This is a genomic window from Chryseolinea sp. T2, assembly GCF_037203685.1.
In the GTDB taxonomy this organism is placed as follows: domain Bacteria; phylum Bacteroidota; class Bacteroidia; order Cytophagales; family Cyclobacteriaceae; genus Chryseolinea.
Genome location: NZ_JBBCAU010000016.1, coordinates 1 through 13,163, shown reverse-complemented (window position 1 = coordinate 13,163; position 13,163 = coordinate 1). Strand labels below are relative to the sequence as shown.

The following is a 13,163-nucleotide window of genomic DNA, read 5'->3' as shown; positions in this document are numbered from 1 at the left end:
GTCAGCTCAATAATTCTCGTTCTGAATCAGAACCCCGTTGCTAAGGTCTATCTCACGTTGTGGTATCGGGAAATAGTAATGCTTGGGTCGCATGAACGTTCTGCCTGGCTTCAAAGGCCCGCGGTCAGCAGCATATAGCGCAACGATATCCACGATGTTGGCTTTGTCCCAGCGCAACAGATCCTGATGGCGTTCATTCTCGCCGGCGAGCTCAACGCGTCGTTCGTGCATGATGTCGTCCATGTCGGCATTAGTAACAGGATCGAGTCCGTTGCGTTCTCTTACGGCGTTGATTTCGGCATCACCATTTTGACCTGACCGGATCTTCGCCTCTGCTACCATAAGATATACATCGGAGGCGCGCAGGATGGGTGCATTTTGGCCTGCGTTTAGTCCACCCGTAGTACGCCACGAAGCGAACTTACGGAAGTGATAACCTGTCTGAGAGAGGTCCGCTGTGTATTCCTGTACACCCTCTTCACCGCCAAGATCGACCATATCGCCCACCTGAAATACCGTGTAGCCCAGGCGAGGATCATCAGCTTCGAATTCATCGACGAGATCCTGGATCGGTTCACGAAAATCCCATCCACCCCACGGCCGTGGAGTGGTGTAGATCTGCGGCGTGTTATCGGTTGTCCAACCATCTTTGTATTGCATGGCAAAGAGAGTCTCTGCATTGTTTTCAGCGTCGACACTGAAATTCACTTCAAACGTCGGAGCCAGGGCGTAAGCAGCATTAGTTGTCACGTGCTGTCCAGCCTCAATAGACTTGGCAAATTGTTCAGTATACAAGTAAAATTTTGCCAGGAAGCCATAGGCTGTTCCCTGGGAAACTCTTCCGAGATTATCCGGATCGCCGGCATAAGATGCAGGTAACAGTTCAGCGGCCTGCTGAAAGTCGGATTCAATTTGCGCCTCCATTTCTGCCATTGTTGCCTTAGGCTTGTTTAACCTTCCAGCAATCACGTCGTCTTCAACAAAGATGGGTACTTCGCCGTGAATCAGGTAATGTCTCCAGTAGGAAAATCCGCGCAGGAAATATGCTTCACCCAGACTGCGGTTTTTGGTTGCCTGGTCCATGTTAACATCGGGAGCATTGATCAACACCGCGTTAGCCCGCGATATCATTTCATACTTCCATTTCCATATTGGACGCAACTTTGGATTGTCGGCGTCATAGGTAAAGAATTCGATAGATTGATCTTCACCGTGGTCGCCTGCGCGCCACATGTCATCAGAGCAAATGTCGAACGTACGTTCCCAATGCCCGAAGTATTCTTCCTGCAGCAAGGGCTCATAAATGGCATTCACTGCCGAGACAACGTCTTCTCCGTTACGCCAGAATTGCTGAGTCGAAACCTGGCCATAAGATGTTGAATCCAGCACGTCATCGCACTGTGAAAAGAGCATCAACATCACCGAAAACGACGTGACCATTCCGGTTACACGATTACCAAAAGTTAACATTTTGTTTTTCATGGATGTCGGGTTAAAACGTTAAAGATGCACCCACAGTAAACGTCCTCGCTTGCGGGTATTGTGCATAGTCGATGTTGATCTGCCTGTTGTCGTCGGCATATCCAAGCTCAGGATCCATGCCTGAATACTTCGTGATGACAAAAATGTTTTGCCCTGTCACATATATGCGAGCACGTGTGAGTTTTAAGGATTGAGCCAGTGCCTGCGGGAAATTGTATCCCAGTGTAATATTCTTCAGCCGGAAGAAGTCTCCGTTTTCAACAAACATATCCGACGTTCTGTGATTAAGATTATCGCGCGCAGTGGTCATGCGCGGAATGCTGTTGCTGGTTCCCTCGCCATGCCAGCGATTGATGGTCTCTGCATACATGTTAAAGGAATACGTTGGATCGATACCCTGCATTCGGTCGGCGTTGTAGATATCTACGCCCCCAACACCGAGGAATAACAACGTCAAATCAAACTGGCGATAGCCCAGCGATGCGTTTAAACCATAAGTGAGTTTCGGCCACGGACTTCCAATAAATGTTCTGTCCTTGTCGTCAATCATTCCATCTCCATTGATGTCGACAAATTTCACGTCGCCTGGCTGAATAAGATTGTTGGCATGGCGTTCGTCGTTGGCCAGGGCAGGATCGGCCTCAATCTGAGATTGGTTTTGATACAATCCGTCGGTCTTCCATCCGTAAAATGTTTGCATCGGATGACCTTCATAGGTCCTGGTGATCTCCTGATTGGGTCTTCCGTACGCGGATGAACCGATGAAGTTTCCATCATACAGTTGTTCGACTTTGTTGGTGATAAAAGAAGCATTGCCGGCTATCGTATAGGTAAAATCTCCTACCGTCTTACGATACGAAAGTTCGATCTCAAGGCCCTTGTTCTGGAGCTGGCCCACGTTCTGATAAGGTATAGTAGCCGTACCGTTAGAGCCAAGTGACGGCGGCGGCAGGAGCATGTCTTTCGTGTTCTTGATAAAGTAATTCAGAGTTAGAAGGATCCTGTTTGAAAACAGCCCTGACTCAAGACCAAAGTTGGTCATCTCGCCCGTTTCCCAGGAGATGTTCGCATTTGCCAGTGCGCTTTGCGCGGAACCTACCGTCGACTGATCCCCAAAGGAGTAGCGATAACCGGAAGAGATCAACGCCAGGTAGTTCAGACGCGGAACGTTTTGGTTACCGAGCTGTCCCCATCCACCGGTAAGTTTAAGACTACTGATCGTATTTGTAAGGTTTGAAAAGAAAGGCTCCTCTGAAATGCGCCATCCAAGTGAAAAGGCAGGGAAACTTCCCCAACGGTTGCCTTCAGCAAATTTTGAAGAACCATCGGCACGGAACGTCAGCGTGGCCAGGTAACGATCTTTGAAGTCGTATGTAACTCTGCCGAACGCTGATGCGAGACCATCATACGAACGGGTTTCCTCAGCTCCGGTGATCGCTTGTCCTGCAGAGAGGTAACGCTGGCTTGGATCTTCGCTGGGAAAATCTCTGCGTTGCGCCATCTCTTTGTTCTCATTGAATTGCTGCACGGAAAAACCCCCTACAACACCTATCGTGTGCTGACCGAAGTCGCGATTGTAAGTAGCTGTATACTCCTGCAGCAGGTTATAATATCGCTCATTCCTTACCGTCAATGTATTCCTCGAATTGGTACGGATCTGATCGTTTACAATGATGTTGAATTCCTTATAAGTGAGGTAAGTCAGATCGACGCCAAAGTTTGCCCGCACGTGAAAACCTTCGAAGAGTTCCAGGTCACCGTTAAGGGAACCCAACAGCCGCGTCCGGTTTTGCTTTTTGTCCTGCGTATCAACCGTGAACACCGGATTATTGATGTCACCAAATTCCGAACTTAACTGTGATGTGCTGTAGGTGCCATCCGGATTTTTCACTGGCAGACCGGGATTGAAACGAATCGCACTCCAGATCAACCCATCCTGCGCCGACAAAGTATTGGGAGCGGACTCTGTTTGATTTACAATCTGAAGATTCTCGCCGATCTTAAATCGTTTTCCAACCTTGTGATCAGAGTTGATGCGCATGCTATACCGCTTGTAGTATGAATTTTCGATCATTCCCTGCTCGTCGTAGTATCCCCCTGTGATGGAAAATGAAGAGTTCTCGCCACCACCGGACAAGGTAACATCGAGGTTGCTTGTTGTTCCCTGGCCAAGAAGTTCATTCTGCCAGTTGGTCTTCTGCGTTTGATATTGAGGATCTTCCCATATTGGATTAATTACCAACCCATCATTGGTATATCGCTCGCGCTTCAACATTGCCAGCGTTGGTGCATCCAGCACGTCGACCGTCTTGATCTTGTTTGACACACCGGTGTATGCATTAACGGTGAAATGCATCGGCTGCGAAAACTTACCACGTTTTGTAGTTACGATGACGACGCCATTTGCTGCACGTGTCCCATAGATTGCGCTGGCGGATGCGTCCTTTAATATTTCTATGGACTCGATATCGTTCGGGTTCACATCATTAATATTGGAGGCAGGTACGCCGTCAATTACGATCAAGGGATCTGCGTTGTTGATGGTACCAATACCACGGACGCGTATAGCTCCAGCGTTACCTGGTGCACCGCCGCTTCGAACAATATTGACACCTGCTGCACGTCCTTGCAAAGACTGCGCTGCCGAAGCAACAGGAAGGTTTTCTATCTCTGATCCCTTCACAGAAGCAACCGCACCCGTGATGTCTTTCTTTTCCTGTGTACCGTATCCAACGACAACCACTTCGTTTAACGTTTGCGTATCGGAAGCAAGGGTCACATTAACAGAGGTTTGACCATTCAGTGGAACTTCCTGGGAGAGGAAACCAATGAACGAAAACACCAATACATCATTCTCGGTATCCACGGCTATCGAAAACTTACCGAATCCATCGGTAACCGCGCCGCGCGTCGTTCCCTTTACGATGACGTTGACGCCAGGCAGAGGTGATCCATCTTCTTCCACCACTGTACCGGTAACAATAACCTCTGTTTGTGACTGCGACGTCAAACTGACTGGCAGGGCTCCGGCCTGGGTTAACCTGGCCGTTGATCCCGCATCGCGTACCAGTATTGGACTCAGTGTGTGAGATTGTCCCGGAGGTATCAGAGTGATCTGTTTCTTCCTGATCTTGTAAAGGATATCGGTACCGTTGAGCAAAAAGTTCAACACCTCTTCGATGCTGTCGCTCTGAATGTTTCCGGAAACTGTCTTATTGCTCACATGCAACCGGCTATCGTTCAGCACAAAATGATAGTCCGTTTGCTTCTCTACTTCCCTGATCGCCGATTTAAGCGAAACATTTTTCAGATCAAGCATAATCATGGGACGCGGCTGCATCGTGACTGCAGCCTGCACGTTAGCTGTTGCCAGGAATCCCAACAGTGCCATACAGGTAAGTAAGCTACCGATCGTGGCCCGCGGAGAACACCGGATAAGTTTGTAGTGTCTCAACATAAATACTTGGGTTAGGTCTTTATTGATAGAGGATAAAGTCATTAATCTCGCGGCGAACCTTAAAGCCTGAAGACAACTGGATCAGCTCCAATACATCCTCGAAAGATTCGTCGCTAATGGTCATTGTCATACGTTCCGAGGCTGACACTGAACTGTCCAGTTCAATATGAACCTGAAACCGATTTTCAATTTTGTAGATGACGTCGCCCAACAGCGCGTTATCAAAGGTGAGTATGTCCTCTTTCCACGCTGTAAAATTGGCGGGATCAACTTTGCTTGTTTTTACCTGCTTTCTGTCTGCGTCAAGAGTGACCTGGTCACCAGGTACAAGCTGATAAATTTTGTTTTGTCCTGCTACCTTCAGTTCAATTGAGCCCTCTTCTAATGTTGCCTTTGTCTGAAGATCATTCTTATATGCACGAACGTTGAAGCGCGTTCCTTTTACCGTAATCGTTAACTCCTCAGCGTTCACAATAAAAGGTTTGGTCCCTTTTCTGACTTCGAAAAAGCCTTCACCGTGTAATGTCACGTTTCTGGAAGTTGCCCCAAAAGAAGAAGGATATTCCAATGTGCTGTTGGTGTTCAGATAAACTACCGAGCTATCGGGGAGTACAATTCGGGTATTTCTACCAGTTGAATTTTTTACAAGGCTTGTTTGCAAAGCAGAAGGCCCGGGTTCCGCCATTCGATAAATCCCGTATGAGGCCAGCGCCAATACGATTACAGAGGCTGCTATCCGCAACACCCAGGTGAGTTGAGAAGTTTTGGATTGTGCCGGAGGCTCCAGCCGATTTGTAAGTTCGTTCCAGGCCTCTTCTGTTCGTTGATATCCTGCGCGGTTGAGGGTAACCGATGCCTGGTAGGTGGCATTTACTTCGTCGAAATGCTTCTTATTGTCCGGCGAGGCATCAAGCCAATGGCTGAGCACGTCCAGATCTTCGTGACTTGCCCTTCCTTCCAATACACGCAACATTATTTCGTCAATTCCAGGGGGTAGGTCAGGCCATGTCATACCTGTAATACAGCAAAACGAATCTGCACCCTTACAGCTCAGGAAAAAAAATATCAGAAATAATAGTTCGCCAGCAGAAATCCGGAAAGGATTGCAAGGTGATGTCGAAGCTCGAGCCGCAGTTTACTGAGTGCACGATACATTTGAGTCTCGACCGTCTTTATTGAAATGTTAAGTCTCGAGGCGATCTCGTGATAGCGCAAACCTTCTACACGGCTCAGCTCAAACACACGCCGGCATTCTGCAGGCAAAGTGTTCAGGGCCTTGTCGAAAGCTGACTGCAGTTCGTTGGCAAGAAGGATCTCGTGAGTATTGTCTACAAACGATAGCTCGTCCGCATACAGACGAAGCATGAGCTCTGCCCGCCGGTTTTGCACGGCCCTTGATTTCAGCAAATTAAGGCACTTGTTTTTTACGGATGTGAAAAGGAAGGCATCCAGAGACTTCGATTCATCCAGCTTACTTCTATGATTCCATAGGGACAGGAAAACATCCTGCACGATTTCCTTTGAATCCTCGTGGTCGTGCAGAAACTTGTTAGCGTAAGCAAACAATCGTGGATACAACCTGCGAAACAGCAGCTCCAGGCTTTTCGTGTCTCCCTTCCTGATCCTGGCGATCAGTTCCGTATCAATAACAACCGATTTTGGGGAAGACGAAAACATAGAGAGGGGACTTCCAGCGCCAACTTCCGCATAATTATCAGAAGTTAAAAGCTTTCGCAGAAATCTTCACACTGTGCACATCTGGACGTAACGCCTGGATTGCGAACGCTGATCTTTTCAGCTTGATCTTTTCAGCTCGCGGTTATCTGCTCTTCGGCCGGCGATATTGATTTGTCCGCTTTCTCTTATACTGTTGTCTCTTGCTTGGCTTGTTATAAGACGATTTTCTCCTGGAAACCTGAGCCTGCTTTTTCTTGGCCTCTTTCGCGAACGGTTCGTACCGCAGCATCAGTTCATGGCTGCCTGAGTTCGTTCCTGAAAACTGCGATACCGTCATATCGTACGCATAACCAAACTGGAGTTCATCTTTAACCTGAAACTGCACCATGGCTACCAACGCATCCGCTGTACGGTATGAGAGACCTGCCCCCACCTTTTCCTGCCACCAGGCATTAAGATTAACATCCACTTCAAGTGGTGCCCCATGAACGCCCTTTAAAAGCATCGATGGCTTAAGGGCCCAGTCAGGGTTCAGATCAAACGTGTAACCTGTGGTGACGAAGATATGGCGGTTCTGACGATTTGGATAGCTGGTGAAATCCAGCGTTGGACTATTAGTACCTGAGAGATTGTTTTTGATCATCTTGGGAACGCCAGCTCCCACAAAGAATTTCCCTGTATAATAATACGCTCCGAAACCGAAGTTAGGGAACAGGCTTGTCGTTGAGTATCCAAAGGCTGCATCGATCTGTCCCGGTGTATATGAGGTCTCGACAGAGCTGTAATCGGCCTTAAATTGATTTATACCGGCCTGTAGCCCAAGCGATAGCTTTCCATCGTTCGCAAATCTGATGTGATACGCGTAGATGACATTAAGCATGAGCGTGTTGGATATGCCGATCTTGTCCTGTACAATGTTCATACCTAATGCCATCTTCTCGTTTTTGATAGGCGCATCGGCACTGAATGTAAATGTTGTTGGAGCTCCGTCAATGCCCATCCATTGCTTGCGGTACATAGCAGTAATTGATGGTGTTCCGCGTACGCCGGCATACGCAGGATTCACTGCCAGGCCGTTGAACATATACTGCGAATACATCGGATCCTGCTGCGCATGCAGTGTCGATACTGCAGCCATGAAGGAGATTGTAACCAGCGAGCGTAAAAGTGTTTTCATATTCTCAAAAAAATCTGGTTCTCGTTAACGCTTCAGAGTAAATGATTTGGTCTGCTGAAACTCACCAATGACAACCTTGTAGAAGTATGTTCCGTCGGGCAGGTCCTTGCCAATCGTAACGCCATGTGTAGATATACCCTGCCAGTCATTCTGATAGGCGTCGTTACTATATACGATGTTACCCCAGCGATTGAATATCTGCAGGTGAACCGGCTCGTTGCCAGTGTATGTGATGACAAAGTTATCGTTCACGTTGTCACCATTAGGCGAAAATCCTTCGGGTACGAAGACCACGCCAGCAAGAGGATCCGTGACGATGATGGTTAATGTCGTCGTGGCACAGAGTCCTGGCATTGGATCTCCACTGTCGCAGACCTCAATAACAACTTTGTCCTCGCCGGTAAAATTCTTATCCGGGGTGTATGTGAAGTTACCGTCGCTATCGATGACAATCGTACCGTGTTCCGGAGCGGTTACAGGCGTTGTATTCACCACGAGCTTTGTGCTGTCAGGGTCATAGTCGCCCACGAGAATAGTGCCTGTAGTCTCAGCGTTGCGATCACCCGTAAGTACGTCGTCTGCGAGAACCGGAGCATCGTTTACCGGAGTGATGGTGAATATGAGTTCCGTATTCGTGCAGGCCGGAACAGGATTCGTATCGCAAACTGAAATCTGGACAGTATCCTGACCGTGATAGTTTTCATCAGGTGTGTACGTGTATTTTCCATCGGCCTGAATCACGATCACGCCATGCGCCGGGCCATTCAACGGAGTAGTTGTTACTTTCAGCGGCAGACCTTCAGGGTCGACGTCGGACGAAGAGAGAACTGAACCCGTTGCCTTCGTATCCTCAGCTGTCGTAGGGCGCTTGACGCTTACAACTGGTCCCTGATTGTCTACGATCGTGATTGACAAAGTTACATTTGCACAAATTCCGGGAAGCGGCAAGCCGGAATCGCATACTTCGACGATAACCTGATCAGAACCGGTGTACGTCGCATCAGCCATGTAGATAAAAGTCCCGTCTGGCTTTATTGTGATAGTACCGTGGCTCGGGCCGGTTACAGGTGTAGTATTTATCTTCAACGGCGTTCCGTCAGGATCAAGACCACCAGTGAGTAAATTGTCGGTCGCTCCCCTACCCTGTGTTACTGTAAGTGTTTTGGCAGGGATTACAGGCGCATCATTTACAGGCGTAACTGTCACCGTAACGACAACTGCGTTGGATATAGCGCCTCCGTTGTCCTGAACGGTATATGATACGGTAGCAGTTCCGTTGTAATTCGTTTTAGGAACAAATGAGATGTTACCCGAATTGTCAGCAGTCCAGAGGCCGGCTGCTGTCGTCAGGGTCTTTTGGATGCCCGCCGTTGAAGGATCCAGATCTAACGTAGATGCGGCGATTGTTCCGTCAACGTCCGTGTCGTTGGTTGTCGGATTGAACGTCACACCAAGATCTTCGCCCGTGGTTATTGCATCCGCCACCGCGACTGGCGCATCGTTGACCGGAAGGACTGTTACCGTGATAGTGCCAGGAAGCGATACGGCTCCGGTATCATCATTTACGGTATAGGTGATTGTAGCTGTACCGTTGAAGTCCGGCGCAGGCGTGAAAGTAACGTTACCTGCGTTGTCGGCACTCCATATTCCCTGAGGTTTAGACACGCTGTGCTGTATCCCAGCCGTTGCAGGGTCCAGGTCGAGAGTTGAGGTCACAACCGTTCCGTCTACATCGGTGTCGTTGGCTGCAGCATTGAAAGTAACCGGCGTGTCTTCATTTGTGCTCTTGTTGTCGGCTCCGATTTGAACGAGATCGTTTACCGGATTTACGGTAACCGTTACAGAACCAGGATCCGAAGTTGCTCCGCCATCGTCTTTTACTGTATAAGATATGGTCGCTGAACCAAAGTAGTTCGCTGCAGGCGTGAAGGTGAGCTTACCTGACGCGTCAACGGTCCAGGTACCCTCCGAAGTAGTTACTGACGACTCGGTAGCCGGAGTTGCCGGATTGAGATCCACCGTCGAAGGGTCAATAACTCCGTCGATGTCTGTATCGTTCGAAACGATGTTGAAAGTCAGAGCCGTGTCCTCATTAGTTGACGGAGCATCGGCAACGGCAACTGGTTTGTCGTTGACAGAGATCAGGCTAATGATGAAGGTCTGAACAGAAGTGTTGTCTCCTCCATTGGAAGTTCCGCCGTTATCAGTAAGGGTGACAGTCACGACTGCGCTTCCAAATGCATTCGGGGCTGGCGTGTAGGTCAGGTTGCCCGACGCATCCACTGACGGCTGTACAGTGAACAGAGCGTTGTTGTCATTTGTTGAAGTGAATACGAGCGTTTGCGTGGACTCATTGGCAGGTCCGGCAGCAATTGAGCTAGCCCAGCCGTTGACAGTTTGCGCACCTGCATCTTCATTGATTGTCTGATCCGGACCTTTGGTAAAGGTAGGTTCGTCATTCACCGGAGTGACGGCAATTGTAAAGGTCTGCGTGGCGTAGGTGTCGTCGCCGCCATTCGCAATACCGCCATTGTCAGAGAGGACGATCGATATCGTCGCTGTTCCATTGGCATTCGCAGCCAGTGTATAGGTGAGGTCACCAGTTGTCGCATCAATAGCGGGCTGAACAGCGAACAATGAATTGTTATTGTTCGTCAGGGTGAAAGTCAGGATTTGAGCACTTTCACCTGCATCGCCTTTGCTGATTGATTTTGCCCACGCAGGTACTGTTACCGGAGCCGCATCTTCATTGACGTTCTGATCTGCTCCTTTAGTAAAGCTTGGCTCATCGTTCACACCGTTGACAGTGATCGTGAACGTTTGGGTTGAAGCGTTGTCGCCGCCATTGGCAGTTCCGCCGTCATCTGAGAGTGCTACCGTTACTAAGGCAACACCAGTTGCATTTGCGGCAGGAGTGTAAGTCAGTGTACCTGTTGCCGGGTTGATTGCAGGCTGAACTGAGAACAAGGCGTTGTTATCATTGGAAAGGGTGAACGTCAGTGTCTGTGAGCTTTCATTCACTGCACCTTTGTTCAAAGCTGTTGCCCAGCCCACCACAGTTTGTGCGCCTGCATCTTCGTTGATGCTTTGGTCCAGGCCAGCTGTAAAGGTAGGTTCATCGTTCACCGGGTTAACCGTGATAGTAAAGGTTTGAGTAGCATAAGTATCATCGCCACCATTAGCAGTACCACCATCATCCGAGAGCACGATCGACACTGTTGCTGTTCCATTGGCATTCGCAGCTAATGTATAAGTGAGGTCACCAGTTGTCGCATTAATAGCGGGCTGAACAGCGAACAATGAGTTGTTATTGTTCGTGAGGGAGAAAGTCAGTACCTGCGCATTTTCGCTCGCATCGCCTTTGCTGATTGATTTCGCCCAGGCAGCTACTGTTACCGGAGCTGCGTCCTCATTGAGGATCTGATCTGCTCCTTGGGTAAAGCTTGGCTCATCATTAACACCGTTGATGGTGATGGTGAACGTCTTCGTTGACGAGTCATCGCCACCATTGGTTGTACCTCCGTTGTCCGAAAGTGTTACTGTGACAATAGCTACCCCCGATGCATTTGCAGCCGGAGTATAGGTCAGTGTTCCAGTTGCTACATTGATTGAAGGCTGAACTGAGAACAAGGCGTTGTTATCATTGGTAAGGGTGAACGTCAGTGTCTGTGAGCTTTCGTTCGCTGCACCTTTGTTCAAAGCCGTTGCCCAGCCAACCACAGTTTGTGCACCTGCATCTTCATTGATGCTTTGATCCAGGCCTGCTGTGAAGGTAGGTTCATCGTTAACCGGGTTAACCGTGATGGTAAAGGTTTGAGTAGCATAAGTATCATCCCCGCCGTTGGCAGTACCACCGTCATCAGACAGAACTACTGACACCGTTGCTGTTCCATTGGCATTCGCAGCCAGTGAGTAAGTGAGATTACCAGTAGACGGATCTATCGCTGGCTGTACACTAAACAAAGAATTGTTATTGTTCGTCAGCGTGAAGGTTAATACCTGCGCACTTTCGCCGGCATCTCCTTTGCTGATCGACTTAGCCCAGGCCAGTACTGTCACAGGTGTTGCATCTTCCAGCACAGTTTGGTCCGAGCCTTTTGTAAAGCTCGGCTCATCATTAACACCGTTGATGGTGATCGTGAATGTTTTAATAGATGAGTTGTCGCCGCCGTTGGCTGTGCCGCCATCATCCGTAAGAGTAACGGTTACGATAGCAACACCGGTAGCATTGGCTGCAGGTGTATAAGTCAGGGTTCCGGTTGCAGCATTGATCGAAGGCTGAACTGAGAACAAGGAGTTGTTATCATTGGTAAGCGTGAACGTGAGTGTCTGCGAGCTTTCATTCGCTGCACCTTTGTTCAAAGCTGTTGCCCAGCCAACCACTGTTTGTGCACCGGCATCTTCGTTGATGCTTTGATCCAGGCCTGCTGTGAAGGTAGGCTCATCGTTAACCGGAGTTACAGTAATCGTGAATGTCTGCGTGGCGTAGGTGTCATCACCGCCGTTGGCAGTACCACCGTTATCAGAGAGAACAATCGATACTGTTGCTGCTCCATTGGCATTCGGTGCCAATGTATACGTGAGGTCTCCTGTTGTAGCATTGATTGCAGGTTGAACACTGAACAGCGAGTTGTTATTGTTCGTCAAAGTGAAGGTTAGTACCTGCGCACTTTCGCCTGCATCTCCTTTGCTGATCGACTTCGCCCAGGCTCCAACTGTTACTGGCGCCGCATCTTCGAACACCGTTTGGTCTGAACCTTTGGTAAAGCTCGGCTCATCATTAACACCGTTGATGGTGATCGTGAATGTTTTAATAGATGAGTTGTCGCCGCCGTTGGCTGTGCCGCCATCATCCGTAAGAGTAACGGTTACGATAGCAACACCGGTAGCATTGGCTGCAGGTGTATAAGTCAGGGTTCCGGTTGCAGCATTGATCGAAGGCTGAACTGAGAACAAGGAGTTGTTATCATTGGTAAGCGTGAACGTGAGTGTCTGCGAGCTTTCATTCGCTGCACCTTTGTTTAATGCACTTGCCCAGCCAACAACAGTTTGAGCGCCTGCATCTTCGAAGATACTCTGATCCAGGCCTGCTGTGAAGGTAGGCTCATCGTTCACCGGAGTTACAGTAATCGTGAATGTCTGCGTGGCGTAGGTGTCGTCGCCGCCGTTGGCTGTTCCGCCATTGTCAGAGAGAACAATCGTTACTGTTGCTGCTCCATTGGCATTCGGTGCCAATGTATACGTGAGGTCTCCTGTTGTAGCGTTGATTGCAGGTTGAACACTGAACAGCGAGTTGTTATTGTTCGTCAGCGTGAAGGTTAATACCTGCGCACTTTCGCCGGCATCTCCTTTGCTGATCGACTTAGCCCA

At 49.1% G+C, this 13,163-nt stretch carries 6 protein-coding genes; all 6 read right to left on the bottom strand.

What is annotated here, in order from left to right; genetic code table 11:
* Positions 1-6 precede the first annotated feature (6 nt).
* Positions 7-1,482: a RagB/SusD family nutrient uptake outer membrane protein gene (locus WBG78_RS30160; RefSeq protein WP_337330268.1), complete on the bottom strand. Its 1,476-nt coding sequence runs from the start codon at positions 1,480-1,482 to the stop codon at positions 7-9.
* A 10-nt stretch (positions 1,483-1,492) separates the two neighbouring features.
* Positions 1,493-4,939: a SusC/RagA family TonB-linked outer membrane protein gene (locus WBG78_RS30155; RefSeq protein WP_337330267.1), complete on the bottom strand. Its 3,447-nt coding sequence runs from the start codon at positions 4,937-4,939 to the stop codon at positions 1,493-1,495.
* 19 nt (positions 4,940-4,958) lie between these two features.
* The gene (locus WBG78_RS30150; protein WP_337330266.1) at positions 4,959-5,912 is read right to left on the bottom strand and encodes a FecR family protein; all 954 of its coding nucleotides are present in this window, start codon (positions 5,910-5,912) and stop codon (positions 4,959-4,961) included.
* A 92-nt stretch (positions 5,913-6,004) separates the two neighbouring features.
* A complete protein-coding gene (locus WBG78_RS30145) occupies positions 6,005-6,616 on the bottom strand; it encodes an RNA polymerase sigma-70 factor (RefSeq protein ID WP_337330265.1) in 612 nt (203 codons plus the stop codon).
* A gap of 142 nt (positions 6,617-6,758) precedes the next feature.
* Positions 6,759-7,793: a PorP/SprF family type IX secretion system membrane protein gene (locus WBG78_RS30140; protein ID WP_337330264.1), complete on the bottom strand. Its 1,035-nt coding sequence runs from the start codon at positions 7,791-7,793 to the stop codon at positions 6,759-6,761.
* Positions 7,794-7,817: 24 nt separating this feature from the next.
* Positions 7,818-13,163, bottom strand: a 5,346-nt coding sequence (locus WBG78_RS30135; protein WP_337330263.1) for a tandem-95 repeat protein, incomplete at its 5' end; no start/stop codon positions are given.